This window comes from Collinsella sp. 4_8_47FAA (assembly GCF_000763055.1).
In the GTDB taxonomy this organism is placed as follows: domain Bacteria; phylum Actinomycetota; class Coriobacteriia; order Coriobacteriales; family Coriobacteriaceae; genus Collinsella.
This window is the reverse complement of the sequence record NZ_KN214134.1, coordinates 214,265-239,501: the sequence shown is the minus strand read 5'-3', so window position 1 is coordinate 239,501 and position 25,237 is coordinate 214,265. Positions and strand designations below refer to the sequence as shown.

Below are 25,237 nucleotides of genomic sequence, written 5' to 3'. Positions count from 1 at the left end.
AGGAAGCTGCTGCCCAAGGGCGCCGGAATCAGGTTCGACCGGCTCGCCCCGGCCGACCTGGCGCTGGCCATGTCGCACGTGAACTCCGAGCCCCGCGGCGCGCTCGGCTTCGCGACGCCCGCGCGCGCCTTCAGGGCGATGCTCGGGGAGGACGCGGCGGCGCTGCTGGACGCCTACGGTGTGTGGGACGTGCCGCTCGGCGACCTCGACCTGACGCCGGGGCTCATCGAGAGGGCGCGCGCCGAGAGGGGCGATGCCCCGCTGGCCTAGCCTAGAAGGAAAAACGGAATAGACGGACCGACCGTCCGGCTGAGTCTGGGAAGAGGTGCCGGGCGGCGGGCGGAGCATGGCCACCGGACCCATCGAAACACATCTCCACCGTTCCATCAACTGGGAAAACGGCGCCCCCGGACCCCAGGAGGGGCCGCGGGGGCGTTCAGCTAGCTGCGGGAATGGCCTATTTGCTCAATGTGTTCGGCTGAGATCGGAAATCAACCCCTTTACTCACAGGACGGCAAGAAGGCCGAGACCGTTGTGTACGGCCACTGGTTCAGCTGCTTGAACGGCTGGGACTTCTACGCCACCGAGTACGACGAGGAGACGGGCGACATGTTCGGGTTCGTCTTCGGGGCGGTCCCCGAGATGGGCTACTTCAACCTGGCAGAGCTCGAGGAGATCAACAGGAAGTACGGCATGAACTTCTTCGAGCGCGAGACCTACTTCACGCCGAAGAGGGCAATCGAGATCCCGAGGATAGCAGAGGCGTTCGGCTACCTATGGGAAAAGTAACGGACAACTACCGGGAGGGGCCTCGCCCCTCCTATTAAGGAGGCTACAAGATGGAGCGAGAGAGGATCATCGAGAAGATCAAGAAGCTGCGTGAGCACAGCGTCGAGAACGGTTGCAACGAGGCCGAGGCGATCCAGTTCGCCCTCAAGGCCCAGCGTCTGATCGCGGACAACGACGTGGAGGAATGGGAGCTTGCCGACGAGGTGAAGCAGGTGACCGAGACCGCCACGGCACGAACTGCGAAGTCATGGGCGCCGAACCTCGCATCGGTGATCGCCGACAACTTCCGGTGCAGGGTGTACCAGCGCAGGATAACCGATCGCAAGTACGAGTACGTGTTCGTCGGGTGGAAGGCCGACAGCGAGGCGGCAGAGATCGTCTATCAGAACCTGCTTGAGGTTGGCGACAGGCTGGCGCACGAGTACGAGGACTTCGCCTACACCGACCCCAACGCTTACTCGAACTTCATCGTCGGATTCGTCGATGGCGTGAAGGGCGAGCTTGAGAAGCAGAGCTTCGAGCTGATGATCGTATGCCCGTCCGAGGTGAGCGACTACTTCGAGAGCCTGGACCTTGGCAAATCCACGAGGCGAGGCCCGAGGGCTACCAACAGGGACAGCATCAGCAGGGGCCAGGCGGCGGGGCGCGACGCGGTGCGCAGCCGCCGCATGGATGCCCCGAGGGCAGGGCTTCTCACAGCCTAGCAGGTGGCACAGGGACAGGGCATAGGGCCTTGCCCCTGTGCCATCAAACAGGGCATTAAACCATAAGGCACGATCACATAAGGGGACATTAAACCATGGTGAAGCAAGGCGACATATTCACGAGGGAAGGCCTTTTCTACCAGGTGACCAGGGCCACAGCGAAAACAGCCACAATCAAGCCCATAAGGGCCGAGTTCGTGGGGCACGCAGACCCCTGGGGATGGGAGAGGGAGTACATGCCGGTACCCGGGGAGTTTATCGACGACGATCCAATCATGGGCAGGAAGGCCAGCGCAGAGGGAAAGCGCCTCAAGATTCACGACTACAGCGCGGCAAAGAACATGCCGACCCTCATTCTCGGGGGCGAAAATCTCTACCTATGGGACGGCGAACCCAGCATTTTCGACACCTACGACTAAGGAGGGAGCAGTGCGCAACTCAAGACGATACACCTGCATCATAAGACACAGCGGCGGCTTCGACGGCGGCTGCGGCGGCATCTACGAGAGGGAGCACAGCTACTACTCGACGCACAGGGCAGGCAGCAAGGCGAACGAGGAGGACGCCATAACCACATGGCACAGGCGGAACGGCTACACCGGATGGTGCGAGGTCGTGCCAGGTACTACGAGGATCGACGAGGAGGGCTAGCGATGGAAGCACGAGAGCCGAAACAGTGGGCCGAGATCCTGAAGATCTTGAAAGATGCCAGGGAAGACCTAGGGAAGGCCATAGGGGCAGAGAAGCCCATAGCCGAGGGGATCGCATACAGGCGATAGCAGGAAGGCCCCGGGGATACCCCGAGGCCTTTTGTTGTGGCTAGCAAATCCCCCATATAGACATGATCCACCTAAGCAGCAGCGACACGAGGCCGACGAACAGCAACAGGCAGGCGCATATAGAGCCTACTAGCACGATCCAGGTTATGACCTTCTGTGCGCGCGCCACTATTCGGCACCCCCCATCGCCTTGCACCTCTTCACCAGATGCTTGCACATCATGATCCCGGCGGTGACGTTATGTACGTTTGCCATGTCCTGCCCGATAACCTGCTCGCAGTACCCGATCGGCGACATCGCGCTATCGTGCTCGATCGCCTCCCACGAGTCGCTGGACTTCTGTCTCACCTCAATGGGCACGAAAACGAAACGCTTGCACTTCTCGCGCGTGCACTGGCTCCCACGATCGACCATGCCGGTTATGCGCCCGCGCTTGCGGTTGCGATCCTCGCAGTCCCACAGGGCAAGGTGTAGGTCGTCGCACCCGACCGCAGCGGCCATGTTGCAGCATGCCTGGATCACGTCGCAAAGCTCGGCGATGAGGTCGGTGGAATCGCTGAAGGTGTCCTTATCGAGCTTCTGCCAAGCGCCGAAGACCTCCGCAGCCTCTTCCAAGACTTTCATAGCCTGGGCCTTACCGCATTCCACGTTGTCGAACACGGCCACGCTGCCAAGTTCCACCGTGTTCTGGTAGGTATCGTCAAACATCTATCCTCCAATGATCATGCGGGCCAGCGATACCGCCGCCCACAGCGTAAGTCCGTCTATTAGCAGGGATGCCGCTATCACGAGCAGACATCCCCGGTTGCATCCCGGGCGGCTCATTCATCCTCCCACCTGATGGTCCCGTCGTCGTATTCGGCCTTGAGCCAGTCCAGATACTCGCCCCATGAGCAGAAGTCACGCACCCGGCGCGATGCGAACGCGCACGTGGTGAAGGGGTTGCACTCGCTCACCGCGATGCGGAACCGCCGTCCGTCGCGCAGCATGCGCATCTCCATGCGCATCGCGGCCTCGGGCGTGCCGAAGTACCGCTCCCAGTTGGTCAATCGTCCACCTCCTACCCGCAGGCGAGCAGGGCCAGAACCACCAGCCCCGCCGCCAGCGTTCTGATTACATAAAGCTCAAGGGCCACAACCGCGACAAGCAGCGCGGCGCATGATGCCGCTATCCATCGAACCGTTTGCACCAGTCCTCCTGCATGTCCTTGTAGTGTTCGACGATCCAGTCTCGCGCCCACTTCGCAGCCTCCCATGCCGCCATCGGCTCCTTCGCCTCCTGGGCGCTGAAAGCCTCCTCGAACTCAAGCTCGCAGATGCCGTAGTCGCAGCATCCCTCTATGCAGTGGGCGCAATCTCCGCAAGCCGGCTCGTCCACCTGGTTCCACGGCGCGTCCGGATCGTCGTCGAAGCAGCCGGGCGGCAGGTTCCAGCCGCTGCCCGGCTCGTAGTAGGCCATGCTCACGAGGCATCACCACGGCACGGTAGGTCGTACCCGATGAGCTCAAGGTCGTAGGCCACAGCTGCGGCGCGCTCGACCTTGCAGCCCCGTGCGTTCTCCCAGCCATCGCATAGGTACACAGCGTCGCACTCGGCCATCTTGCCAAGGCTTTGGCTCATGTAGTACAGCGGCACGTTCACCACCTTGGGCGGCACCACGAGGCCGTCCTTGAAGTACGTGTCCACGACCTCGTATCCGCGCCGCTCAAGCTCTGCGACCGCCTTCGTGCGGGCCTCAAGTATCTGCCCCTCGCCAAGCCCGTTCATTGGCTGGACAATCATCGCCTTCTTCATTTAGGTTCCTCTCAGTCGCCGTCCCATACGCCGTCGGGGCGCATCCTTGCCAGGGCGAGCAGCTGTAACAGCGCCCGCTTGGCGTTGCCCTCGGTGGCCTCCCAGTAGTCGTCGGAAACATCGTCGCCAAGCCTCAAGGCCGCTGCTTTGAGCATCGGTATCGACTCGGCCCCGGTCTTCCCGTAGATCTCGCGGATGCCGCGCTCTCCCAAGCAGTGGTAGTGCCTGGCGTAGTTGTAGGTCACGTTCAGCCAAAGCTCGGTCGTGCCTCCCAGGGCATATGTTCCGCCCGCCATGAGATGCGGAGAATCGACCTCCAACGTCTCGTGCGTCACGGGGTCGCACAGCCTTATGTCGTAGCTCATGAGGCCTCGCCTGCCTTCGCTTTCCTGCGGCGAACTTGGTCATAGTCGATTTCGTTGCGGCACTTTTCGCAGACCTCGCCGACACGCTTCTTGTTGTCCTTCCAAAATTCGCGCGGGTAGCACGTGAAAAACGGGTTGCAGTGCGTTTTGCCGCACCTCGCGCACGTCCATTTATACGGGTCGCAGCTCATGCGATCTCACCCGCCTCGGCCATGGCGATCCTCTCGCCGATCCACCGCATCACGGGGACGGCCATGCTGTTGCCGATCGCCTTGTATCGAGGCCCATCGGGGCACTCGTCGGCCGGCTTGCCGCGATAGGGTATCTTCGTCCAATCATCGGGGAAGCCTTGCAGCCGCTCGCACTCGCGCGGCGTGAGCCTTCGCACAACCATGCCTCCTCCTTCCTCGCTGAAAAGCGTCTGAGTGTTGCTCGTCGATAGGGTGAGCGATACCTCGTCGCTCACCAGCGCGCCCTTGCCGCCGCCCGCGCATCCGCAACGGACGAGCAGCGTGCAGGCGCTCACAGGCACACCGACGGCGCGTCGCCGCCAACCTTGAGCGTGCCCACCATGTCGTATCCGATCGCCGTGTTGGCGTTGAGGTCGGCCATCGTTATCGGCTCGTCGATGGGGTACACGGCCGGGTTGTGCCAATCGGCGGTGAGCGTGGGGGACTGCTCAGGCTCTGCGCCTACTCCTCCCGCGCCTGCTCCCTGGTGGTACTTGAAGCCTGCGCTGCGAGGGCTTCTTCCAGCCTCTTCGGCAAGGCTCGCCCTCTTTTCCGCGCTCGATTCAAGATCCCCTCGCATGCTCTCCGGCTCAATGAGTACGCCGACGGGGGGGGCAGGCTCCAAGATGTCCGACAAGAAAGAGACGGCGGCGTCTTTGGGCCACTCCGAAGAACTGCGCATCGAGTACGCGCCACGCCAGACCGTACCCGAGCTTGTCCATTTCGGACAGGAGCTGTCGGAAAGCCTCCCCATTCTCGCTTGAGAGCGCTCCCGGGACGTTTTCCCAAAGAAACCATCGAGGACGTATCTCACGTACCGCCCGAATGTACTCGAACATAAGTCCTGACTCACCTTGCAACCCCTCCCGTTTGCCCGCGATCGAGAAGGATTGGCATGGGCTTCCGCCCACCACCATATCCACCTTGTTGCGGTACTTCTTCCAGTTCATCTTGGTAACGTCGCCGACGTTCGGCACCTCGGGGTACCGCTCGGCAAGCACGGCGCTGGGGAACTCGTCGAACTCGGCGAAGCACACAGGCTCCCAGCCCAGCGGCTCCCATGCCACGGTTGCGGCCTCTATACCGCTGAAAAGCGAGACGTACTTCATTGGTGCGCCCCCAATGCTTGCTCGACGAGCATGAAGAAGCGGCGCTCGGCGCTGTCCGACGGGTTGCGCTTGCGCATGTCGGCAATCTTCAGCAGCTCGTCTTCCTCGTAATAGGTGGCGTCCCAATCGACCTCGGGCCAGTCGTAGCAGGAGCAGTGCCAGCCCTCAAGCAAGATGTAGCCTTTGTCGTAATAGTCGTCGCTTCTATCGCCGGCGTAGATCAGCATGTAGCGCTCTTCGCTGTAATCGGGCTCGCTTTGGGCCGCGCAGATGATGCGCCACGGCTCGATAGTTTTCGGCGCCTCGACGGTTTTCATGACTCGTCACCGTCCTCGGCCTTTGGCGGTTTCTGCTCGAATCGACACCACCTGGTTCCGCGCACGAGGCGAGATTCCGCGATGGCGTAGGTCTCGCCTTTCATTCGCTCCGTGTAGTCGCGGAACGCCGGGCATGCGCAATAGATCGTCGTGCCGTTGAAAGGCTTGAAGCTCGAATGCATGCACTTGATGCATGACGGCGTTCTGTACTTCCTAATCTCCCTGATCGTGTTCTTGATCTTCATGAGCCTTCACCTCGTTTCTCCCGTGAATGAACCGCTGCACCTCAACGCTGCAATCGCGGCACAGGTCGAAGCTCTCGATTTCGCTGGGCCAAAGCGCCCCACGGAACGTGCCGTGGGGGTCGTCGCCGATAATCAACTCGCCGCATTTGTCGCAGCGCATGCACTTGACCTTGCTCATGCGCCATCGCCTCCGAGCTTCGCGCCGCACATCGGGCAGTAGCTGATGTCCTTCGTGTAGCAGTAGTCGCCGTTGTAGAGGCTGATGCCGATCACGTACGGCTCCTTCGCGGGGCCTTCCTTGCCGAGCATGCACAGGCGCTCTACCGATATGTCGTCGATGTCGCAGGCGCGGCCCTCTGCACTGGCGAACAGGGTTCGCCCTTCCTCGCAGTACTCGCAGCTCATGCCATCACCCCCGCAAGGCAGCCGGGGAACCGGCCACGCAGGTCGAGCACTGTCCCGTCTTCCAGCAGCGCGAAGCACTGGTAGCTGTCGTCGGTAAGCGACTCGACGATCGAAAGCGCCTCCGCCTCGTCGTCGGCCTTGGCGATCAGGATGCCCTGGCGGTATGCGCTTGCGTAGCTCTGGCAGAGCGAGCGCTCGTAGATCCTGATCATTCCTGCTCAGCCTTCCACTCTTCGGCCAGTTCTTCGTACTCGGTGCGGAACTCTGGCTCGAAGTAGGCGATGAACTCGTTCTTGGTCATTCCGCAGCGTTGGCTTGAGTACCCTATGTGTTCGATGCACCAATCCTCGAACGGCATGAGCTTGCCGCCGTCGTCCACGCTGGTTCGGTAGCTGGTGCCGTCGCGGTAGAGCTTGGCGCGGCCCTCCTTGCGAATGGCCTGCTCGACCTTCGAGGCGTCGCGCTCGCCGCGCTCCATGAGCTTGCCGCGCAGCTCCTCTGCCTCGTCCTGCGCCTGCTCAAGCTTGCCGCGCAGCCAATCGCGCTCCTCCCGCGCCTGCTCCAGCTGATCGAGCACGTACTGCTCGCATGTCTTGATCTCCATGGGTCATATCCCTTCTCGTATCATCTCGTTGCCGTCACGGTCTGTGATCAGCCAATATCCGTATTCGTAGAGACCGGGGCTGTGCGGCTCGTACACCTCAAGCAGCTCGCCGCTCCACCATGCCTCCTCGTAGACCTTCGAGCGCCACGCCCACTCGGCCTTGAGCCGCGCCCCGCCGTGGAACTTGTCGTGGCACCCGGTGGTGCCGCTGCCGCAGAGGCAGAACAGCGGGCTTCGCAAGTCCCAGGCGCCGCACGGGGTCACCAGGCGGAAGGTCTCGCCCCAAGACCGGTGCGCCACGTGGTGCACGCTTCCCGCACGCCTGCCGCAGACGCAGCATCGGGGCGAAAGCGCCTCGTAGGCCTTGCCGTGGGTGTAGCGAGCGCCCAGGTGCGGCTTGCCGTAAAGCTCGGCGCGTTCCTTGGGGTAGCCGCGCAAAATGCCCGCATCGAGGATCATTGCAGCCTCCCGTCCGGGCCGTCGAAGTGCACGACCCTCGCGCCGCCCCTGAGCCGCGACACGATGGCCTTGGCGGTGTCGGGGTCTCCCTGCTCGGCGAGCCTGCGCACGAGGTCACTCGGCTTGTACTGCGTGGTCACCAGCGTTGGCAGCATCGCCGAGTAGCGCTGGTCTATCAGGCTGAACAGGCTGTCCAAAACGAAGCCCGTGGGCCTGCGCTTGCCCAGGTCGTCCACGATCAGGTAGCGCACCTCGGCGTAGCGCTTGAGCGGGTCGCCGCCATCGTGGAAGCTGCGCTGGATTTCGTCGAGGATGCGGTACATCGGGGCCATGAGCACCGACCGCTTGCCTCCCGCAAGGCGCTTGGCCACGGCTGCGGCGCACGTGGTCTTGCGCGTTCCCACGTCGCCCCATAGGTACACCCACTGGCCGTTCTTCATGCCGTCGGCGATCTCGGCGGCCAAGGGGTGGTCGAGGCTCATGTAGCGCTCGGGAACGCCGGCGCGCTTCCAGTCGTGCATGGCCTTGTCCTGAACCGCCTTGCGTGCGGCCTCCGCCTCGACCTGGCGCTCCTTCTCGCGCTCGGCCTCGGCGCCCGCGCAGCCGCACTGCTCGTAGCCGCAGAACAGCGTCCGCCCAGCGAGCCGCGTGGTGCGGGCCTTGAGGGTCGCGCCGCAGTGCGGGCACTCAGTCGTAGGCCGAAAATCCATCGTCTGGCACCTCCTTCGCAATGCCGTTTTTGGGCTTCGAGGTGCGCAGCCATCGGCGCACCGTTGCCTTCCAATCCTTCATCGGCTGTTTGCCGACATGCCATCCGTTTGACTCGTAGTAGTCGCAGAAGTACTCGGGATCGAAGTCGATGGCGCGGAGGTCGAGGTTCTTCGTTGCGGCGTATTGCTGGGCATACTCGGACACCTCGGCGGGGGAAGGGGCGCGGAAACGCGCCGCCTTCCTTTTCTCCTTAGCTCCTTCCTTATCTACTTCTCTATCTCTTTCTCTATCTGGGAGGGGTTTCGTAGACCCTTCCGCAGCATCGTTCGTAGCGTCTTCCGTAGGCTCGTTCGTAGGCTTCGAATCGCTGTACCGATTAGCCACGTTTGCGGCGTTCGTCCTGCTTTTCGAAATGCGCCCCTCGCAGCCCTTGAAAACCTTCATTCCGCTCTCGCTCAAACCCTTCGGTTCGATGCCTTCGAAGAAGTAGTCGAGCAGGGCCGTGTTCACCTTCCTTCGTTCGGCCTCCGGTAGAAGCGTCGTGAGGTCGTAGAAGGTGCGGTAGAAGTTCATCCGCTTTTCCTCAGCCATCGCCTTCACCGCCGATTTCCGCTCGCACGATGGCTCCTAAAACGGGATGTCGCCGTCGTACAGGCTTTCCTGGGCGGGCGGCATGGGCGCTTGCTGCGGCGCCGCCTGCGGGGCGGGCTGCGGCGCGTACTGCTGCTGGTATCCCTGCGGTGCCGCCGGGGCTTGCTGGTAGGCCTGCTGCGCGTTCCACTGCTGCGGCGCCGCCTGCGGGGCGGGCTGCGGCGCGTACTGCTGCTGGTATCCCTGCGGTGCCGCCGGGGCTTGCTTCTGGCTCATGAACTCGATCTCGTCCACGATCACCTCAAGCTTGGATCGGCGCTGGCCGTCCTTGTCCCAGCTCGAATAGCGCAGCTTGCCCTCGATGGCCACCTTCATGCCCTTGTGCAGGATGCGGCCCATGCTCTCGGCGCGGTTGCCGAACATCGTGCAGTCCACGAAGTTCGGGTAGTCCTCCCACTCGCCGGTTTGCTGGTTGCGGCGGCGGTCGTTGACGGCCACGCCAAAGCCCAGAACCTGCATGCCGCCCTGGGTAGCCCGCAGCTCGGGGTCGCGGGTCAAGTTGCCGCTGATGTTCACTCGGTTGATCGACATTTAGTAACTCCCTTCGCCCGTCCCGTTGGACCAGGTGCGCTTTATGTCCTCGTCGACGGTTCGGATCTTGAGCTTGTACACGTTTATCGCCTCTTGGCTCGCCTTGTAGAGCGCTTCGGAGCAGTCCCTGCGCTGCTTCAGCTCGGCTATGTCCTCCCGGCCTCGGCAGAGGTCGCTTATCACCGTCACGGGCGTTCCCTTGGATCGCTCCTCAAGAATCGCGATGCGCAGCGCCTTGCGGTACTCGGCCTCGTTCTCGGCGTACTGGCTTCCGCTGTTGCGCAGCGCCTGAAGCTCGTCCATGAGCCTGTCGAAGAGCTGCATGCGCTCGGCGTAGAGGTCTTGCATGGCCTACACGACCTGCCATGCGGGGGACGGGCAGCACCCGGGGTTCGCCTTGAACTGCTCGTACTGCTGGCGGCTCTCGAAGACGTAGGAGGTGCCGCAGCTCTTGCACTTGGCGATGAACTGGCCAAACTCTGGCGGCTCCTTCTCGGCGTGCTTCTCGGTTCCCATGAGCGTGTCTGGGTCTGAGGTGCCGTCGATGTCGAACGCTCCGCAAAGCGCGTACTTTCTGGCATAGCTGGATGCGCTGCCCGTGACCTGCGCCTCGTTCATTCCCTTCTGGCTCAAAGGCTCGCGGGCGTAGGCCGTCACGTCCATGGGATCGCCGTGGCCGTCCTTGAAGAACAGGCGGCACGTGGCCTCGACGTAGTAGCGCTCGCCGATCTGCACGATGCTGTCGTTGAGCGTGAAGGCTATGCCCGCCTCCTTGCACGGCTCCTTGAGCGCCGCCACGATGTCCTCCATCGAGCGGTAGTAGAAGTTGCCGTGGTCGTTGTAGCGTGCTTTAGGCACAACTACGGATCGCTGCACCTGGGCCACGGCCTCGGCCAGCGTCATGTGCTTGTCTTCTGCCATCGTCTACTCCATCCTCGCCGCCACCTGGGCTGGCGTGCCCCGGCGGATGCTTCCGGTGATTCCCTGCGCCTTGAGCGTGGATGCGAGCGCCTGCATCTGCGATCGCGTGGCGCTCGGCACCTCGACCGTCCACGCCTCCAAAGGCTCCGCGACCGGTGCTGGCATGGGTGCCGGCATGGGGGCGGGCATTGGCGCTGGCGCGGGCATCGGCTCAGGCTCGGGCGCTGCGATCGGCTCTGGCTCAGGCTCTGGTTCAGGTTCAGGCTCCGGCTCAGGCTCGGGTGCCATGGCCGCCTTCAGCTCGGCGATTCGCTGGTCTTCCTCGTCGGCCAGACGCGCCGCGTTCAATGCGGCTCCGAGGTCGAGCGTGCGGAAGAACTCGCGCTCCGCGTCGGCGTAGTGCGGCATCGCCTCCTGCTGGGCCTTGAGCGTTTCCCAGTCTCGGGCCACGTCGGACACCTTTGCCTCAAGCGCCTGCTGCGCCTTGATCTCGCCGAAGGTCTTGTTGAGCCACTGCGGCTCATGCAGGCGCTCGTAGGGGACGACCGGCGCGAGCAGCCCCGCGAACTCCTCGTAGTGCTGCTGTAGGCGCGAGTAGAGCGCGTCCTTGCGCGTCTGCTCGGCCTCGTCGAGCTGCGCCTTGATGGCGTCGGTTGACTCGTCGATGATGGCCGTGATCTGCTTGCAGCGCCTCTCGAATGCGTCGAGCGGCTTGTTGTACTCGCGCTTCACGGCCTTGCGGCGTTCGTCGATCTCCTTCTTGATGCCGTTGAGGTAGCTGCGGTCGTGCTTGGCCTCCTTGATGGCCTGGGCGCTCGTGAGGTCGTAGGTGGCGCCCTCGTAGTCGGCGACGACCTTCTTCACGTGGGCCTCCAGCGCGTCCATGTTCGAAGCGATGGTGGCCTCGGTGTACGTGACCTCAAGCGTGGTGGCCTCGGTTTCGATGACCTCGGCCTCGACCTGCTGCGGTTCGGTTTCCTTAGCCATAGATCTCGCCCGTCTCGTCGTCGAAGTCCATGGCCTGCTGCTGCTCGGCCACGGTGAGCAAAACCGTCTTGCTGCTCTGCTTGATGATGCGGAAGGCGTCGGCGTTGTCGGTCAGGATCTCGAATTGCAGGGTCGCCACGCTGCCCTTCACGGTGGCCTGCTTGAACTGCGCCTGGATGGTGGCTTCGTTGATCATGTCGTTACCTCCTATTTGATGCCGAGAACGGCGGCAAGGAACGCGCGACCGAACTCGCGCTCTTCCTCGCTGACGGGCTTGATCTTGTCGGCGATGAACTCGCGGCTCTTGGCGACGCACTTCTCGTCGATCCTGGAAAGCCCGGCCTCGCGAAGCGCGATCATCACGTGGTAGGCGTTTGCCGCCGTCTCGCCGTCGTTGTTGTCAGGATGCGTGGCGTCGAACATGAGGTTGTTCGCGATGCAGGCGGCGTGGTCGAGCACTGCTTTGTGGAACTTGGTCCCGTGGAAGTCCTCAAAGCCGTTCTCTTCGAAGTATTTGGCGTTCATTTCTTCTCCTTCACGTACTCCTCGACGAAGTACTCGATGTAGATGTCTATGCGCGGCTGTGTGCCGTATGGGCTTCTTGGCCGCTTGGTGACGGCTCCCGTATCGACCTGCGAATCGTCCTTGAAGGCGATCCCGTTGAGCGCGTCGCAGGCGAGCTTGCCCAGGTTGTCCCAGTCGGGCTTGCCGAGGTCGGCGCGGCCCTCCCAGTACTTGGGGTTGCTCTTCGCGAGCGGCCTGTTGGTCGAGATCCGCATCACGACCGGGCCGTCGTGGTCGGCGAATGTCTCGCCGTATGCCGCGCGGAACGCGTCCTTGATGGCCTTCTCGGCCTTGAGCGTCTTGGTCGGCGTGTAGGTGCGGTGGTTGCGGTAGTCGGTCATGGGGCGCTGCTTTCCGACAAGCTCTGCTGGGTGCATGGTGATGTGCGCCGTGGCCGCAAGGGTGCGCTGCCAGCTCATTCGGAAAACCCATCGCTCTGGCTGCGGTGCTTGTTGAAGGCTCCGCGCAGCTCCGGGTACCGCGCCTCCATGATTCGGGCAAGGGCGGGGGCTATGCCGTTCTTGCAGCCGACGTGCAGCTCGTTGCGCACCATGTTCACCAGGTAGTTGATCGACACGTAGCCCTTCTCCTTGAGGCGGCGGGCGTTGGAGAGCATGAACCGCCACGCATCGGGGTTGGCCTCGATCCATTTCTTGGCCTCGGCAACGTCCTGCTCGCCAGCCATGCCCAGGCCGAAGATCTCAAGCTGGTTGCTCTGGGGCTTGGGGCGGTATCTCTCGTCGTTACGCATTGAGCACCGCCATGCTGCCCACGGCTCGCTGGGCGTCGGCAACAGCCTGGTCCATCGTGGGGATGACCCAGAGCCAGAGCACGGCGAGGAAGATCATGAGGGCCGCGAGGAAGCCGACCATGACGCCCGCCTTGAACTGCGAGCGCTCAAGCTGCTCCTGCGCCGTCGGGCGCTTGCCCTCGAATGGTATGATGGACGCAGCCTCTTTCGAGGCGGCTACGTAGCGGGTGCCCGAAGTGTGGTAGCGGGGGGCGCTCGCTTTCTTTTTTGTCTGCATTTCCGTTCTCCTTTCGGTGTTTTCGCAGGTCAGGTTAACCGTGGCTTTTTCCGTGGCTATTTTTCTTTTTCTTAGCCCGGCTTTTCGCGCTGTAGAAGCACTGGCGCGTGCGGTTGTTTCTGATTTCCCTTGAGGCCTCTTCCTTCATGGCCTCCGCTTGTTCTGCCAGGTCTGCCATGTGAAGCTCCTTCGTGCACTCGATGCACCAGCCGTTGATGCGGTTGAGCGGTCGAAACGTCCACTGCCCGCAATGGGGGCACTGCCTGCGCTTGCGCAGCGAGATGCCGCACTTCCGCGCCTGCCACTCGACCGAATCAACCGATCGCCCCAGGGCCTTGGCAATAGCCGCCGCACCTTCGCCTGCGTGCTCTTCGAGGTAACGAAGTTCACGTGTAGACCATTGCCTCATGCCGTCTTCTTCTCTCCTTTCTCCCATTCGCGGTACGCCTGCTTGATCGTTGAACACATGGTGTCGAAAGCGACTTCGCGGGCAGTTTTGGGCTTCTCTCCTTGGTGTCGCTTTGAATCGTCTGGCATTACGCCACCGTCCTGTTCTCCGTAAGCCCGAGCAGATAATCTGCCGAGCAGTGGAATAGGCGCGTCATGGCAATAAGCTTTGAGCTGGGGATTTCACCGCCGCTCTCATATGCGGCGATAGTCGCTCGGCTCTTCAGGTCAAGCTTGCTTGCAAGCCCTTCCTGGCTAAGGCCAATGCGGACGCGTTCACTTGCGATCGGGTTCATTTGCACCTCCACTTCACTATCTGTGAACTTCACAATTAGTGAATATAGAAGAACATGAGACTTTTTGCAAGCAGATAATTCACTATCTGTAAAGTTTTTTGTACAATATGCACATGGAGTAAGGAGGACACGGTGGGCACACGTCTTAAAGAAACGCGGCTTAAATATGGCAAGAAACAGCCTGAAGTGGCTGAAGTGCTTGGTATCGGCGTACCGGCTTACTCGATGATGGAAAGCGGCCAGCGCGAGATCAATGGATCGAAGCTTATAAAGCTTGCCAAGTTCTACGGATGCTCTGTCGATGAATTGCTGGGAACGTGGTATTGGCACGAGGTCGAGAGCAAGCGCGAGGGAAAGGACTAACTATGGGAATGTTCAACAAAAGCGCGGCCAAAAAGATGGCGAGCGACGCGGAGGACTTCATCGTCAACGACGGAAAGCTGCACGCGCTCGTGTTCCAGGTCAACGGACGGTTCACGTTGTCGACTGCAACGCAATTCGAGAAAAAGGTAACGGAACGCTTGGACGGTGCCTTGGCGCGAGTCCAAGAGGCCGGATGCCAGGTAGTCGACGTGAAGATGGCGACTTGCGCCAACACTGGGAACGACGACACGATGATGTACTGCTTCACCGTGCTCTACCGTTAGGGAAAGAAGAAGCCCCACGGGGTCATAGCGCTGCAACGCTGCCCGCGGGGCTTTCCTAAAGAACCTCTGAAAGGAGGCCGTTTCCAATTATGCCAAAAACTGCGGTGATATACGCCCGCTTTTCATGCAACAAGCAGCGCGAGGCCTCAATAGATGATCAGCTGCGCATCTGCCGCCAGTGGTGCCAGCGCGAGAGGTACGCCATCGTGGCGGAATACTGCGACTATGCCATAAGCGGTCGTACCGATGACCGCCCCGAGTTCCAGCGCATGGTAGCCAACGCGGGTGAGAGCGACATAGTGCTTGTGTACATGATGGATCGCTTCAGCCGTGGGGAGTACGACGCGCCCATATACAAGCGCGAGCTTGCCCAGCACGGCGTGAAGCTCGTCTCGGCGCTTGAACAGATACCAGATTCGCCCGAGGGCATCATTTACGAGAAGCTGCTTGAGGGCCTTGCGGCATGCGAGTCGAAGAAGACCGCGATCCGCACGAGGCGCGGCATGGAGGGCAACGCGCTCAAGTGCAAGACCAACGGCGTGCGCGTGTTCGGCTACGCCAGCAACGAGGCCGACGAGTACGTGATCGACGAGGACGAGGCCGCTTTCGTGCGCGAGGCGTTCAAGCGGCGCATAGCAAAGGAGACCACCAACTCGATAGCTCGCGACTTCGCGGCACGCGGGGTCAAGACCTCGCAGGGAAACCCGTGCGGCTACTCGATGGTCGAGCGGATGGTGAAGAACCGGAAGTACACGGGGCGCTACGAGTGGGGCGGCGTTGTCAAAGAGGGCGGCATGCCCGCGATCATCGACGAGGTGACGTTCATGGAGGCACAGGGCATACGCGCGACCAAGGAGCGCAGCGCGGAGAGCTGGGGCGACTTCGCCCTTTCCGGCAAGGCGATCTGCGCGGGTTGCGGGCGCAACCTGCAAGGCGTGAGCGGGCGCGGGCGCAAGAACGTGAAATACGAGTACTACCGCTGCCATGACGGCTGCGTGAGGCCCGTGAGGCGCGAGGAGCTTGAGGGCGAGATCGTCAAGGCGCTGCGGGCGCTCCTGCAAGACCGCGAGGAGGCCTTGCGGATAGCCCGCATGGTAGCGGAAAGCTCGGACGGCGCGGAGGTGGCGGCGAGGCGCAAGCAGGCCGCCCAATCGCTCTCAGCAGCCGAGCGCGGCCTGAAGAACATCCTCAACGCCATCGAGCAGGGCATAATCGCTCCTGGCGCGAAGGAACGCATAGCGGAGCTTGAGCACCAGCGCGACCGCGCCAAGCTCGACCTTGAGGCGATCAGGGACGATCAGATAGACCCCGAGCGGCTGGCCGACTTCCTTCAATGCGGTTCCGCCCTGGACGACGCGACTCTGTTGAAGGCGTTCGTATACCAGGTGAGCGTGAGCGACGAAGAGTGCATAGTGACGCTGAACTACGACGTGGAAAGCAACGAACCCGCCAGACTCGACGTCCAACGGGTTCGTACAAAATGCAAATGGTGCCCCCGGGCGGATTCGAACCGTCGACACCCGCTTTAGGAGATATGATTTAATGCTCCCCCCTACCATTCATCAAACATCATTGAACACCATATAACCGCAGATAAACACAGCAGTTTGTGTCTTTTGCCTCTGATAGCTGCGACTACGCTTTTACAAACATATTACTAACGGCTTTAGCTAAACTGCACTCAATGAATTGTTGAAAACTCATCAATGAAACGGAGTGCAAAGATGTCAGAACAACCACTCATTAGCGGAAGAGGCACGTGTTGGAAAGACAAGAGGTCGCCTAACACCTATCGCTATTATTTTTCACTTGGAATCAAGGACCCTAAGACGGGACGCTACAAACGATCCCCAACTTATACGGTTCACTGCAAGACTAAAACAGAGGCAAAGGCTGCAATGCAGGCCAAGCTGGTAGAAATCAACTCTTCTGGCACGGTCTCTAAAACTAAAAAGCCAACTCTGCTTGCATCCTACTGCTGGGCCTTTCATGAAAATAGGGACACCGAGCTTGCGCCAACGAGCTATGAAAGAGAAGCATACGATTGCAGGCATATCGAAGACCTATTCGGTGCGTTTCAGACAATTGAGGGGCTGACTCCCGATCTAATCGAAGAAACATATGCCGAAGCTCGTCGCACGGGAAAATACAAGCCATCGGAGCTTGTGCGGATCAACGCGAAGTTGCGTCAAATTCTCTCGAATGCAGTCGCGAAGCGAATAATTGACCGAAACCCCTGCGCTACCGTTCACGTTCGCAGACCACGCAACAAAAGAGAATCACTGACAATCGACCAGGTAGCTACCCTATGCACACATCTTCAACACATTGAGCTCACCGCCGAAGCTGTTGGTACGCTAGTACTAGTGTATACGGGTATGCGGAAAGGCGAGATGTTGGGCCTCGAATGGCGCGATTGGGACCCTGCCAATAAAACCTTGAAAATTGACAGGCAGTACACCAACGACCATGAACTGAGGGCACCCAAGTCACAAGAAAGCCAACGCAAAATCCCCGTTGGAGAAACCTTGGCCGAACGTCTTCAATCATGGTCAGCCATACAAAAAGAGCTCCTGGCCTCTCTGGGGCTGTCCCAGACTGGCAGAACTCCCATCATTAGCGATATTGCCGTCGAGCAAGGGGTCCCTACTGTCTGTCACATGAAAAACTACATCTTCAACCATTGGTTTCGCGATTTCGCAGTTAGCTGCAATCTTGGAATCTATGAGCCGAACAATTCGACTGGCGGAAAGCTATATAGGGGCATCTGCCCGCATCAGCTCAGGCATTGTGTAAGCACTTTTATGCTGGCGAACGGATCGGACGTTAGAAGCGTGCAAGGTATTCTTGGCCACGCGGACCCCAATATCACGCTCAAAACGTATACAAGCCTCGTTCAACAATCAGAAATAAAAGCAGTTAAAGGCTACGAAGACTTCATCAACGCCTATATACAGAGAAGCGAGAAATAGCATGTTTTTCATTCATCGTTTCATCAATAATATTACGGTACTATGCTACTATTTCCGCAGGTAGATGCTTTATTTGATTGACATCTATTGAGTTTTAATACATGCTAAAGCTGTCAGATGGCTACGCATGTAGTCATAGAAACCGGCCCCCCAAGTGCTTATGAACCTGGTAAGTCTTACAAGCACAGGGAGGGCCCTCATTGAAAGGATAGCTCATCATGGCTACTCCAAAGATTAGCACTCAGGCGTCCACACCGACTTTCCCCACTGGTGCCGCTCAGTGCGATCGGTTGCTCCGCGTTAACGATATCCGCGAACTTACTGGCTGGAGCGAAAACACCGCACGCAAGTTTATGAGAGAGTCCGGCAAGCTCATCCAAATCCATCGTTCTAATTACATGTTTGAAAGTTCGTTTTATGAGCTTTTCAAGCAGCTTGAAGGTCGCACCGCCCACTTTGACTAGGCGGTAAACATGAGCGAGCTGCCGTCGATTTCCGACATATTTAGCGATGATGTTAATGAACAACGAAAGATTAAAGGGAAAATGGATAAAGCTAATTTTATTTCAGTGCCCGAGTGGGCGTGCTGCGTCACCACCGTCGCTGCTGAGCGCCTCATCCTCGGCCTTGTATGGAAGTTTGGAAAGCCTTCCACAAACAAAAAAGCCATGGGCTTTTACGCAAAAAGCAAATGGATTGAGGAGCACTACCACCTGAGCAAGAACACGATTTCCCGGGCCCATACCTCTTTGAAGAAAAAGAGGTACATTCAAAAGGCGGGTGACGGCAGCTGGATGCTTAATTACGCTGCAATCTACCGCGCCGCAGTCGAAAACGGCTGGGAGCCTCCGAAATCTTAAGCCCACAAACCGACTATCGAGGTCGTAAGAGTCGGCCACCGTCAGGGTGCCCACAAGAACATGCCGCGGATGTAAAATAAAATAGGGTCGAACCGAAACAGTTCCCGGACAATTGGCGTCCGGCCAGACACTTCGATTCGACCCTTTTTCATGCCCGCATCTAAAACAATCCCATAATCATTCTCGGCATCTTTAACGCCATCACTCTCCCGCCACCAACGCGTCGTAGGTGCCATTTTGGTGCCATTTTCAACGAATCGATATGGCCGTCCATTCATGGCCTTTAAGGCACGTGATACCATGAAAACGTGCGGTATTTCTCTAACCAAAAACCTGCGTAAACGTATGACTTGAGACGCTTTTAGAACTCACCGATCGCAGGACGACTACAAAACAACAGCGGCCGCGTATTTGTTCCCAGCCGTACGGCGTGGCGGAGCCATGCCCATTGTTGATTGGAGTGTCGCACGATGACAGACGAGAGAAAAATCAGGGAGATCTACGGCGTGAAGTCCGTCCACGAGGAGGCCGCCGAGCGAACCGAGGCGACGTGGCGGGAGAAGCTACTGCGCGAGACGGCCGACCTCAGGACCGAGAACGCGCTGCTCAGGGCCCAGCTCGACGAATTCAACCGCAAGCTCGTCGAGGCAACGGATCGGAATGAAAAGATTGAGGCCGACTGCAATGAGCGGGTTGCCTTTATAGAGGAGAAGTTCGAACTCGATACCGCGAGACTCGAACTCGAGAACAACGAGCTCCACGCCGCGGGCGTCAGGTACCTCTCCCGTGCTAAGGGGCTCGGCAGGCAGGTTGTCCAACTCCATGCCGAGGCTGAGGCCATGGTCGATGAGATCGAGCGGCTGCGCGGCGAGCGTGACGCCGCACTGAAAACCCAAGCCGACACACTCCTGGCCCAGCGCGACCTGATGGCCGAGGTCGCCGCCCTCAAGGACCGCCTCGCCGCCTCCGAGCAGCGAGCGGCCGTGGCCGAAGCCAAGGTCGAGGTCATGTCCCAGATGAAGGGCGAGTAGCCCCGCGTTTCTCCTATCAGGCGGCTGATTTCTAGAAACCTTCTAGAACGCTTCTAGCAGGTTTCTAGAGCCGGGCGCAGCATCTTCGATCGGCACGATGTCTCGGTAGACAAGGCGGTGCCTGTCGTCGCGCCATTCGTCGCCGTGGTAGTGGCCGAAGAACCAGGCGCGGTAGCCGAGCTGCCCGTCGAGCTCGGCAAGGAATCGCTGAAGCCGGTCGTCCCGATATTCGCGTCCGCACTCTCGGCACAGCCCCTCAGCAAGGGCGGCCGGCGCCTCGTGAGTCACCACGTAGTCGACCTTCCAGCCCACGCGGTCGAGCGAGGCGCGGCAGCGCTCCATCTCTTCCTCGCTCGGCATCTCCTCGGGCCACCAGCTCCTCCCCTCCCTGCGACACTGCCTGTCGTTGCTCGCGGCACCGCCCATGGCAAGGACCGTGAGCCCGCCGATGTCGAACACCTCCCCACGCATCAGGTGCAGCACGTGCGGTCGCGCCTCATGGACGAGCCCACCGTTCCACTCCCGTACCGGCAGATTAGCCAAGGCGTGATGGTTCTCATGGTTTCCGTCGACGAAGCACGTAGTCCACGGTTTGGACTCAAGCCAGTTGAGCCAATACTTCTCGGCGTTTGAGCCGTCCCAGACAAAGCCGAAGTCGCCGGCAACGATCACCACGTCATCGCGCGTCAGGGTCCGGCCCAGCGGCCAATTCTTGAAGGCAAACCGGCTGGACCCGTACTCGGCCCTGCCGTGCACGTCGCCCGTCACATAGATAGCCATCAGTACGCGCCCCACGGCAGGAGTTTGTCCCCGAGTCTCACGATCCGGTCATACAGCACCGTGTGCCGTTCGTCCGGGTTGCCGTCTCGGTGAAAATGGCCGTAATACCAATGTTTATAGTCCAGGCGGTCCTCGAGCTCGTCGAGGAATCCGGTCAGCCGGTCCACATCAGGGCGTTCCCAGCCTGGGTCCGGGTAGAGCGTCGGCGAGAGCATGCGCGTGGCGCAGATATGGGTGATGACGCAGTCGACCTTCCAGGCGACCTCGTCGAGCCTTGCCCGCGCGGCATCGAAATCGCGCTCGTCCGGCAGCTCCTGCGGCCACCACGAGCTGTACGGGATGCGGTACGCCCTGTCGACGCTCGTCGCCCCGCCCATGGTGAAGACCGTCTTCCCGTCGAGCTCGAAGACCTCCCCGCGCATGAGGCGACGGATGGACGAGGTATCCGATAGGCGCTGCGTCAGCCCGCCGTGCCACGGCTCCATGGGGCGCTCCGCCCAATGGTCGAAGCGCTCGTGGTTGCCGTCGACGAACAGCACCGTATAGGGGCGCGACTCCAGCCAGGCGATGTCGGCGCATTCCTCGGCGGAGAAGTCCCACGGAAAGCCAAAGTCGCCGGCGATGATCAGATAGTCGTCGCTGCCAAGGCTATCCCCAAGCTCCCAGTCGCGGAGCTTTTGCATGTCGAGCCCGCCGTGGATGTCGCCTGTCACATAGACCGTCATCGGATCGCCTCTTTCCGCTTGTAAGCCGCCAGCTCGCGCTCGACCTGCCTGTCACCGGTCTCGTTGACCCACCAGGGCCATTTCACCCGGCCGCACGGCTCGTCGACTCCGGCGAACCATCCCCTCAGCTCGTCGAGGCTCACCGGGGAGTGCCCGTTGGCATCGCAACCGACGTCGTAGCGCAGAAGGCCCTGCTTGCGGTTGAACTCGTTGTACGCGCCACCGCTGCTGTGGATGTGTCCGTGAAGGTGCCACGATCCATGGCTCATGCCCTGCCAGTCGGCCATGGGGTAATGGCACAGGACGATCTTCTGCCCGTCGATCTTGAGCACGCAGATCGGCGGTTCCACGGTGAAGGCGCCAGCGACCGCCGGCTGGGTCCAGTCCTTGTCGTGGTTTCCCGGGACGAGGTGGATGCGTCTGCAGGCAATCCGCTTGCGAAGCCCATAGGCGTCCTGGGCGGTCATCTTGAATGAGAAATCACCCAGGATGTAGAGTTCGTCGTCCACGGCAACCCTGCCGTTGATGCTGTCGACGATGGCGTCGTTCATCTGCCAAATCGTCTCCCACGGGCGGTCGGTGAACTTCAGCACGTTCTCATGCCCGAAGTGGGTGTCGCTGGTAAACCAGATCATATTGATTGTCTCCTTCTGTCGCTAAAAAACGTTCTCCTTCGAGGTCAGGAGACGTATTTTGAGCGACATGAGGTACATATCCCTCATGTTCCAAGCTCCAATCTGCCGAATTTGCTCGGATAAAAGTCTAAGGCTTCGATAGCGAGCACAATTTGATTTTTGAATTATGGACGAATTCCTCGTCAAGAGGGTAAAATAATGCCGACGGCAGCCCAAGTTGTAGTGAGCTGGGCAGAGCCGTTGCTTAACGAAGTTAGGTCATCGTCTTAGCGACGGTGACCTTTCTTTTTGGGCTTCGAGCCCTGCTTAAGTGCCTTGGAAAGGCCGACAAGGGCCGTGAGGAGCGAGACCATAGCGGTCAGGAGCTTCACGAACTCAGTGAAATCGGTCATGGGCATCACCTCCCATCGAATGGAGGGCTCTGCCCGGCACGAGGACTGCCGACAGCGAGGACGATTCTATCAGAGTGGCTGGCCCTCTTCATTCAATTCATGCTCCCCACCCTCGCCGAGACTGCAAGCGTGGCAGAATCGGCACCGAACGGTAGCGCGCCAGGGCACTGACGATGAACTATCCAAAACTAGCGAGGCGTGTCACCACGTGAGAAATCGCCACGGTCGATAACGCGATCGCCCATCTGTCGCGACACAGTGCTACCGCCGTGCGCCTGGCCGGCGGTGCGAACGCGGTCATCGCCGGCATTGGGAACGGCGCCGGCGTAACGGTTGCGAATCTCCCTCGCATAACCGCGACGCGCAAGAAGTTCATCGCGAACCGCCGGATCTTCGAGCAGGTCTTCGTCACACTTCGGTGTAATGAATTTAGGAAACGAATTGTAGGCGACGCCTTTGCTTGCTTTAGCCTGCTCGACCCACGCCGAGTATGCTTTCTTGAGTCGTCGGATATAAATCTCACAGCGCTTCTCGTATGGAAGCGCACGCTCGGCCTCCAACACGTTATTTTCGAAAGCCGTCTGCAATGACTTCAACGCAAAGCGTCCGTCAAGACGAGTCAGGTTGAAGGTGCACTTCGGATTGCCGGCTTCTTTGATATCGAGATCTGTCGCATAGACTCGATTGTTCTTGATGAAAATGTCTACGCCCCATGATGCAAGTAGTTTTTTGAACTGCTCCATATTCTTTACGCGACCTTCGTCAATCGCAATATGGATCAGCTCACGCAGATTGTTTTTATAACTGTACTCGCCGCGACCAATAATCTCCTTTTCCGTGTCGCGCGGTTGACGATCACGAATCTTCGAATTTTTCTTACCCTTTTCAAGTTGGGCGAGATTCCAGTCCTTATCGAGTTCGCGGACCCACGAGGCGCGTTCGAACTTCCCGTGACGCCCGCCCGTCTCACAACGTTTTCCTGTCAGGAGATCCGTGCGGTTAATTGCCATGTGCACTGCGTAGCGTTTTCCCGCCTTGTCGCTTTCCTCGTGTAGCGCGAAGATAACTTGCTGATTCGGGTAATGTTTCGCGACCCATTGCCTTGCGTAGGCCATACATGCATCCGGCGTCATTTTACCGCCGTTGCACGAACATTCTTCGGGGAGAAACGCGAGAATCTGGTGGAGGATAGTCACGTTCTTCGCGCCGGCTCGCGAAGGCGTGTCGTGATGGAAAACCTTCCGCGTCATTGCCATTTTCGAAAACCAGTACTTATCGCATTTGATGTTCCAGCCATCACGGGCAAGGGCATGTTTCCCGTTGATGTACCGCCGAACGTTCTTTGCGTAGCGCTCGCTCGATACGCTCTTCTGCTTGATAACAGTCACTTTGCATCGCCGCCATCGGTGAAATAGCGACGCTCGAGCGTTCTCAAGAATTGAAAAGCGTAATCAGAACTTTTAGCAACGCACCCGATGGCCATAAGAACGGCAGTTTCGTCGTAAGCCGAAAGTCCTTGCGCGTTTATGAAGTGCGCCAACTGGTTAAGGTTCGTACCCTGCTTCAAAAGCTCATGATAGATCTTCTCCACGCCGCCATGGTCGAAATCGATTTTCTCGATCTTCCCGTTAATTAGTACGCGCCGTGCATACGAGCTCACGGTCACGCCAAGGAAATCAGCATTGCTTTCGATTATCCTTTTTTCTTCCGGTGAGACCCTGATGTGCAATTCTTCAGTTCGAGATTTTTGATCAGCAATTTCCGCAAGACCAAAATCGATATCGAGATCGTCGGCATTGCATAAGACGAAACGTATGAGTTCCGCCTCACTCATCTCATGTCGCTTTGCGATTGCGATGATGGCTTTCTTCTCTTCATCGGAAAGAGACGCCTTGACGGTGTGTGGGCGGAGCCTGCTCATGATTCCTCCGGAAAACGAATCAGCGATCGGAGAGGCCTCCGATCAAAACCTGCTATGCGATTCGCTTTCCTTTTGAGGAACGGCTAGCGTCGTTCCAAAAACGAAGAATCGTCTCCGCGATTCTTCATCGCGGAGTTTCAACTTCACAACAACCTTATCGCCGTAGCAGGCGATAAGCAAGGTCTGTGGCGTGGTGTTTTTGGGGTCCGAATGGGCCCACAAAAATGCCACCCACAGTCATCTTGCATGCCCCAGAAGGGGGCATAGACGCAGCGAAGCGTAGGCAGAAGATGAGAGGCCTCATCTTCTTTCTCGAAAGGCTTCGGGAACAATTAAGACATCGATGGGCTATCAGCTAGACGTCAAGGCCCATTAGTCTTCTACGTTCAGCGCGCTCCTCAGCAATTCTTTTTGATCCGGCAATGGCCTGTCCCTTTTTATCCTTGAGGCTCATCGGCTCTTCGGTTTTCTTTTTACTGGCATTCTTGTTTTCCACAGCGGCCTCCTGATTGATTATTCTCCTATCGTTTATTCCCAAACTGAGCACATAAAAAGGCGGCCGAAACCGACCGCCCGCGAACAAATATGTATTTACCGAATGTAAGAGGAGAGGAACGATGTACATTACTCCCAGTGACCGGCGACGTCGACAACCCAATGCTGTCCCGTAGCCTTCTGCTCATAATGACCCTGGTCCTCAGAGGTGGTATACGAATCATCGACAATTGATCCGCCGATGCCGCCTGAAAACGCATCATTTTCACTCCACGAATAGGCGGCATCTTCGGAATCGAAGGGTCCTACCATAGTACCACCGTGGTTTACCCAATAGCGGGGATGACGCGTATACACTACATTCGGCACCCAGACCCCTTGATTCTCATTTTCATTGCAACAGCCTCAGGACTCAGCGCAACGCGTTGCGCTGAGTCCTGAGGCGCGAATCCGGGTAGGCAACCCCAGAGGGGCCGGAATCCCCCGGCCCGCGATGGAGGGAGGCCGGCATGTCCAGACCCAAGCCGTCCGGAAGGTCGTACGGGAGGCTCACGAGGCACGAGAGGAACACGGTCGAGAGGATGCTCGACCGCAACCGCAGCGCCCGCGAGATCGCCGCGGAGCTCGGCAGGTCGCCCTCGACCGTGACCAGGGAGGTGGCGGCGCACCGCTACGTCACCGCGCCGCGCTCGCGCTACGGCGAGCCCGCGCCCGCGGACCTGTCGGGGGCCTGCCCCAGGCTCTCCGCGTGGCCGAGGTGCTGCAACGGCTGCTCGCACAGGAGGGGCTACGGCTGCTCGAGGAGGCCCAGGGTGTTCTACAGCGCCAGGAGGGCGCAGGAGGC

General features: G+C 59.6%; 49 protein-coding genes and 1 pseudogene. 14 read left to right on the top strand and 36 right to left on the bottom strand.

The features are described 5' to 3' along the window. The 6 genes and pseudogenes from HMPREF9463_RS01150 to HMPREF9463_RS11465 all read left to right on the top strand — a co-directional run. Positions 1-270 (top strand): annotated as a pseudogene (locus HMPREF9463_RS01150) (IS30 family transposase); the annotation flags it as partial. 198 nt (positions 271-468) lie between these two features. Beyond that, on the top strand, positions 469-789 hold the full coding sequence (locus tag HMPREF9463_RS01145; RefSeq protein ID WP_052043984.1) for a DUF2958 domain-containing protein: 321 nt from the start codon (positions 469-471) through the stop codon (positions 787-789). Between the two features lie 50 nt (positions 790-839). Continuing rightward, positions 840-1,493: a DUF2786 domain-containing protein gene (locus HMPREF9463_RS01140; RefSeq protein ID WP_035136694.1), complete on the top strand. Its 654-nt coding sequence runs from the start codon at positions 840-842 to the stop codon at positions 1,491-1,493. Positions 1,494-1,588: 95 nt separating this feature from the next. After that, positions 1,589-1,912 (top strand): hypothetical protein, encoded by a 324-nt coding sequence (locus HMPREF9463_RS01135; protein WP_035136693.1) that lies wholly within the window; start codon positions 1,589-1,591, stop codon positions 1,910-1,912. Between the two features lie 10 nt (positions 1,913-1,922). Then, positions 1,923-2,144 (top strand): hypothetical protein, encoded by a 222-nt coding sequence (locus HMPREF9463_RS01130; protein WP_035136692.1) that lies wholly within the window; start codon positions 1,923-1,925, stop codon positions 2,142-2,144. 2 nt (positions 2,145-2,146) lie between these two features. Next, positions 2,147-2,272, top strand: coding sequence for a hypothetical protein (locus HMPREF9463_RS11465; RefSeq protein ID WP_255360326.1), 126 nt, complete (start codon positions 2,147-2,149; stop codon positions 2,270-2,272). Positions 2,273-2,440: 168 nt separating this feature from the next. On the opposite strand, the gene HMPREF9463_RS01125 is transcribed toward HMPREF9463_RS11465, so the two are convergent. The 28 genes from HMPREF9463_RS01125 to HMPREF9463_RS00990 form a co-directional block, all read right to left on the bottom strand. Continuing rightward, positions 2,441-2,980, bottom strand: coding sequence for a nucleoside triphosphate pyrophosphohydrolase family protein (locus HMPREF9463_RS01125; protein WP_035136691.1), 540 nt, complete (start codon positions 2,978-2,980; stop codon positions 2,441-2,443). Between the two features lie 113 nt (positions 2,981-3,093). After that, the gene (locus HMPREF9463_RS01120) at positions 3,094-3,321 is read right to left on the bottom strand and encodes a hypothetical protein (protein WP_035136690.1); all 228 of its coding nucleotides are present in this window, start codon (positions 3,319-3,321) and stop codon (positions 3,094-3,096) included. 118 nt (positions 3,322-3,439) lie between these two features. Next, positions 3,440-3,730 (bottom strand): hypothetical protein, encoded by a 291-nt coding sequence (locus HMPREF9463_RS01115; RefSeq protein ID WP_035136689.1) that lies wholly within the window; start codon positions 3,728-3,730, stop codon positions 3,440-3,442. 2 nt (positions 3,731-3,732) lie between these two features. Beyond that, positions 3,733-4,065: a DUF4406 domain-containing protein gene (locus tag HMPREF9463_RS01110; protein WP_035136688.1), complete on the bottom strand. Its 333-nt coding sequence runs from the start codon at positions 4,063-4,065 to the stop codon at positions 3,733-3,735. An 11-nt stretch (positions 4,066-4,076) separates the two neighbouring features. Beyond that, on the bottom strand, positions 4,077-4,430 hold the full coding sequence (locus HMPREF9463_RS01105) for a hypothetical protein (protein ID WP_035136687.1): 354 nt from the start codon (positions 4,428-4,430) through the stop codon (positions 4,077-4,079). Between the two features lie 187 nt (positions 4,431-4,617). After that, positions 4,618-4,956, bottom strand: a complete 339-nt coding sequence (locus HMPREF9463_RS10310) for a DNA cytosine methyltransferase (RefSeq protein WP_052043983.1) — start codon at positions 4,954-4,956, stop codon at positions 4,618-4,620. After that, positions 4,953-5,240: a hypothetical protein gene (locus HMPREF9463_RS11020; protein WP_052043982.1), complete on the bottom strand. Its 288-nt coding sequence runs from the start codon at positions 5,238-5,240 to the stop codon at positions 4,953-4,955. The genes HMPREF9463_RS10310 and HMPREF9463_RS11020 overlap by 4 nt, the downstream gene beginning before the upstream one ends. A gap of 10 nt (positions 5,241-5,250) precedes the next feature. Further along, the gene (locus HMPREF9463_RS11015) at positions 5,251-5,769 is read right to left on the bottom strand and encodes a DNA cytosine methyltransferase (protein WP_052043981.1); all 519 of its coding nucleotides are present in this window, start codon (positions 5,767-5,769) and stop codon (positions 5,251-5,253) included. Continuing rightward, complete coding sequence (locus tag HMPREF9463_RS01085; RefSeq protein ID WP_035136685.1) at positions 5,766-6,086, bottom strand: hypothetical protein; 321 nt, start codon at positions 6,084-6,086, stop codon at positions 5,766-5,768. Before HMPREF9463_RS01085 ends, HMPREF9463_RS11015 begins: the two co-directional genes overlap by 4 nt. Beyond that, positions 6,083-6,331 carry a hypothetical protein gene (locus tag HMPREF9463_RS01080; RefSeq protein ID WP_035136684.1) on the bottom strand — a complete coding sequence of 83 codons (249 nt, stop codon included), beginning with the start codon at positions 6,329-6,331 and terminating at the stop codon, positions 6,083-6,085. The genes HMPREF9463_RS01085 and HMPREF9463_RS01080 overlap by 4 nt, the downstream gene beginning before the upstream one ends. Then, entirely contained in the window at positions 6,300-6,509 is a 210-nt protein-coding gene (locus HMPREF9463_RS01075; RefSeq protein WP_035136683.1) for a hypothetical protein, read from the bottom strand. Before HMPREF9463_RS01075 ends, HMPREF9463_RS01080 begins: the two co-directional genes overlap by 32 nt. Beyond that, complete coding sequence (locus HMPREF9463_RS01070) at positions 6,506-6,736, bottom strand: hypothetical protein (protein ID WP_035136682.1); 231 nt, start codon at positions 6,734-6,736, stop codon at positions 6,506-6,508. Before HMPREF9463_RS01070 ends, HMPREF9463_RS01075 begins: the two co-directional genes overlap by 4 nt. Beyond that, positions 6,733-6,948: a hypothetical protein gene (locus HMPREF9463_RS01065; RefSeq protein ID WP_035136681.1), complete on the bottom strand. Its 216-nt coding sequence runs from the start codon at positions 6,946-6,948 to the stop codon at positions 6,733-6,735. Before HMPREF9463_RS01065 ends, HMPREF9463_RS01070 begins: the two co-directional genes overlap by 4 nt. Continuing rightward, a complete protein-coding gene (locus HMPREF9463_RS01060) occupies positions 6,945-7,340 on the bottom strand; it encodes a hypothetical protein (protein ID WP_035136680.1) in 396 nt (131 codons plus the stop codon). Before HMPREF9463_RS01060 ends, HMPREF9463_RS01065 begins: the two co-directional genes overlap by 4 nt. Positions 7,341-7,343: 3 nt before the next feature. Next, a complete protein-coding gene (locus HMPREF9463_RS01055) occupies positions 7,344-7,799 on the bottom strand; it encodes a hypothetical protein (protein ID WP_035136678.1) in 456 nt (151 codons plus the stop codon). Next, positions 7,796-8,509, bottom strand: coding sequence for an ATP-binding protein (locus tag HMPREF9463_RS01050; protein WP_035136676.1), 714 nt, complete (start codon positions 8,507-8,509; stop codon positions 7,796-7,798). Before HMPREF9463_RS01050 ends, HMPREF9463_RS01055 begins: the two co-directional genes overlap by 4 nt. Continuing rightward, positions 8,487-9,101 carry a hypothetical protein gene (locus HMPREF9463_RS01045; RefSeq protein ID WP_035136675.1) on the bottom strand — a complete coding sequence of 205 codons (615 nt, stop codon included), beginning with the start codon at positions 9,099-9,101 and terminating at the stop codon, positions 8,487-8,489. Before HMPREF9463_RS01045 ends, HMPREF9463_RS01050 begins: the two co-directional genes overlap by 23 nt. Before the next feature lie 36 nt (positions 9,102-9,137). Next, on the bottom strand, positions 9,138-9,692 hold the full coding sequence (locus HMPREF9463_RS01040; protein WP_035136674.1) for a single-stranded DNA-binding protein: 555 nt from the start codon (positions 9,690-9,692) through the stop codon (positions 9,138-9,140). Further along, complete coding sequence (locus HMPREF9463_RS01035) at positions 9,693-10,040, bottom strand: hypothetical protein (RefSeq protein WP_035136673.1); 348 nt, start codon at positions 10,038-10,040, stop codon at positions 9,693-9,695. Positions 10,041-10,043: 3 nt separating this feature from the next. Further along, entirely contained in the window at positions 10,044-10,613 is a 570-nt protein-coding gene (locus HMPREF9463_RS01030) for an ERF family protein (RefSeq protein WP_052043980.1), read from the bottom strand. A gap of 3 nt (positions 10,614-10,616) precedes the next feature. After that, positions 10,617-11,600, bottom strand: coding sequence for a DUF1351 domain-containing protein (locus HMPREF9463_RS01025; protein WP_035136672.1), 984 nt, complete (start codon positions 11,598-11,600; stop codon positions 10,617-10,619). Further along, a complete protein-coding gene (locus tag HMPREF9463_RS01020) occupies positions 11,593-11,796 on the bottom strand; it encodes a hypothetical protein (protein WP_035136671.1) in 204 nt (67 codons plus the stop codon). Before HMPREF9463_RS01020 ends, HMPREF9463_RS01025 begins: the two co-directional genes overlap by 8 nt. Positions 11,797-11,807: 11 nt before the next feature. Then, on the bottom strand, positions 11,808-12,125 hold the full coding sequence (locus HMPREF9463_RS01015; protein WP_035136670.1) for a hypothetical protein: 318 nt from the start codon (positions 12,123-12,125) through the stop codon (positions 11,808-11,810). Beyond that, positions 12,122-12,583, bottom strand: coding sequence for a RusA family crossover junction endodeoxyribonuclease (locus HMPREF9463_RS01010; protein ID WP_035136669.1), 462 nt, complete (start codon positions 12,581-12,583; stop codon positions 12,122-12,124). Before HMPREF9463_RS01010 ends, HMPREF9463_RS01015 begins: the two co-directional genes overlap by 4 nt. Continuing rightward, positions 12,580-12,915 carry a hypothetical protein gene (locus tag HMPREF9463_RS11010; RefSeq protein ID WP_035136667.1) on the bottom strand — a complete coding sequence of 112 codons (336 nt, stop codon included), beginning with the start codon at positions 12,913-12,915 and terminating at the stop codon, positions 12,580-12,582. Before HMPREF9463_RS11010 ends, HMPREF9463_RS01010 begins: the two co-directional genes overlap by 4 nt. Next, positions 12,908-13,192 (bottom strand): hypothetical protein, encoded by a 285-nt coding sequence (locus tag HMPREF9463_RS01000; RefSeq protein WP_035136665.1) that lies wholly within the window; start codon positions 13,190-13,192, stop codon positions 12,908-12,910. The genes HMPREF9463_RS11010 and HMPREF9463_RS01000 overlap by 8 nt, the downstream gene beginning before the upstream one ends. Positions 13,193-13,226: 34 nt before the next feature. After that, positions 13,227-13,601: a hypothetical protein gene (locus HMPREF9463_RS00995; RefSeq protein ID WP_035136664.1), complete on the bottom strand. Its 375-nt coding sequence runs from the start codon at positions 13,599-13,601 to the stop codon at positions 13,227-13,229. Between the two features lie 127 nt (positions 13,602-13,728). Beyond that, entirely contained in the window at positions 13,729-13,935 is a 207-nt protein-coding gene (locus HMPREF9463_RS00990; protein ID WP_052043979.1) for a helix-turn-helix transcriptional regulator, read from the bottom strand. A 132-nt stretch (positions 13,936-14,067) separates the two neighbouring features. Here HMPREF9463_RS00990 and HMPREF9463_RS00985 point away from each other — a divergent pair, with 132 nt between their 5' ends. The 7 genes from HMPREF9463_RS00985 (at position 14,068) to HMPREF9463_RS00950 (ending at position 19,445) form a co-directional block, all read left to right on the top strand. Then, positions 14,068-14,298: a helix-turn-helix domain-containing protein gene (locus HMPREF9463_RS00985; RefSeq protein ID WP_052043978.1), complete on the top strand. Its 231-nt coding sequence runs from the start codon at positions 14,068-14,070 to the stop codon at positions 14,296-14,298. Between the two features lie 2 nt (positions 14,299-14,300). Then, positions 14,301-14,582, top strand: a complete 282-nt coding sequence (locus HMPREF9463_RS00980; protein ID WP_035136663.1) for a hypothetical protein — start codon at positions 14,301-14,303, stop codon at positions 14,580-14,582. 89 nt (positions 14,583-14,671) lie between these two features. Continuing rightward, on the top strand, positions 14,672-16,111 hold the full coding sequence (locus tag HMPREF9463_RS00975) for a recombinase family protein (protein ID WP_084591728.1): 1,440 nt from the start codon (positions 14,672-14,674) through the stop codon (positions 16,109-16,111). Positions 16,112-16,480: 369 nt separating this feature from the next. Then, positions 16,481-17,554, top strand: a complete 1,074-nt coding sequence (xerC, locus tag HMPREF9463_RS00970) for a site-specific integrase (protein WP_035136659.1) — start codon at positions 16,481-16,483, stop codon at positions 17,552-17,554. 218 nt (positions 17,555-17,772) lie between these two features. Then, on the top strand, positions 17,773-18,018 hold the full coding sequence (locus tag HMPREF9463_RS00965) for a hypothetical protein (protein WP_035136657.1): 246 nt from the start codon (positions 17,773-17,775) through the stop codon (positions 18,016-18,018). Between the two features lie 9 nt (positions 18,019-18,027). Next, positions 18,028-18,414 (top strand): hypothetical protein, encoded by a 387-nt coding sequence (locus tag HMPREF9463_RS00960; protein WP_035136656.1) that lies wholly within the window; start codon positions 18,028-18,030, stop codon positions 18,412-18,414. Between the two features lie 470 nt (positions 18,415-18,884). Further along, the gene (locus tag HMPREF9463_RS00950) at positions 18,885-19,445 is read left to right on the top strand and encodes a hypothetical protein (RefSeq protein ID WP_035136653.1); all 561 of its coding nucleotides are present in this window, start codon (positions 18,885-18,887) and stop codon (positions 19,443-19,445) included. 42 nt (positions 19,446-19,487) lie between these two features. Here HMPREF9463_RS00950 and HMPREF9463_RS00945 read toward each other — a convergent pair whose 3' ends face one another. The 8 genes from HMPREF9463_RS00945 to HMPREF9463_RS00915 form a co-directional block, all read right to left on the bottom strand. Continuing rightward, entirely contained in the window at positions 19,488-20,225 is a 738-nt protein-coding gene (locus tag HMPREF9463_RS00945) for a metallophosphoesterase family protein (RefSeq protein ID WP_035136652.1), read from the bottom strand. Further along, positions 20,225-20,950: a metallophosphoesterase family protein gene (locus HMPREF9463_RS00940; RefSeq protein WP_035136650.1), complete on the bottom strand. Its 726-nt coding sequence runs from the start codon at positions 20,948-20,950 to the stop codon at positions 20,225-20,227. The genes HMPREF9463_RS00945 and HMPREF9463_RS00940 overlap by 1 nt, the downstream gene beginning before the upstream one ends. Beyond that, positions 20,947-21,585: a hypothetical protein gene (locus tag HMPREF9463_RS00935; RefSeq protein ID WP_035136649.1), complete on the bottom strand. Its 639-nt coding sequence runs from the start codon at positions 21,583-21,585 to the stop codon at positions 20,947-20,949. Before HMPREF9463_RS00935 ends, HMPREF9463_RS00940 begins: the two co-directional genes overlap by 4 nt. 266 nt (positions 21,586-21,851) lie before the next feature. Then, positions 21,852-21,977: a hypothetical protein gene (locus HMPREF9463_RS11460; RefSeq protein WP_255360325.1), complete on the bottom strand. Its 126-nt coding sequence runs from the start codon at positions 21,975-21,977 to the stop codon at positions 21,852-21,854. A gap of 188 nt (positions 21,978-22,165) precedes the next feature. Then, positions 22,166-23,365, bottom strand: a complete 1,200-nt coding sequence (locus HMPREF9463_RS00930) for a relaxase/mobilization nuclease domain-containing protein (protein ID WP_035136648.1) — start codon at positions 23,363-23,365, stop codon at positions 22,166-22,168. After that, the gene (locus HMPREF9463_RS00925) at positions 23,362-23,898 is read right to left on the bottom strand and encodes a plasmid mobilization protein (protein ID WP_035136647.1); all 537 of its coding nucleotides are present in this window, start codon (positions 23,896-23,898) and stop codon (positions 23,362-23,364) included. Before HMPREF9463_RS00925 ends, HMPREF9463_RS00930 begins: the two co-directional genes overlap by 4 nt. 355 nt (positions 23,899-24,253) lie before the next feature. After that, on the bottom strand, positions 24,254-24,394 hold the full coding sequence (locus HMPREF9463_RS10815; protein ID WP_156961412.1) for a hypothetical protein: 141 nt from the start codon (positions 24,392-24,394) through the stop codon (positions 24,254-24,256). A 128-nt stretch (positions 24,395-24,522) separates the two neighbouring features. Continuing rightward, a complete protein-coding gene (locus HMPREF9463_RS00915; protein WP_035136644.1) occupies positions 24,523-24,705 on the bottom strand; it encodes a hypothetical protein in 183 nt (60 codons plus the stop codon). A gap of 197 nt (positions 24,706-24,902) precedes the next feature. Between HMPREF9463_RS00915 and HMPREF9463_RS00910 the strand changes: the two genes are divergently transcribed. Further along, the coding region (locus HMPREF9463_RS00910; RefSeq protein WP_035136643.1) for a helix-turn-helix domain-containing protein at positions 24,903-25,237 on the top strand (335 nt) is incomplete at its 3' end.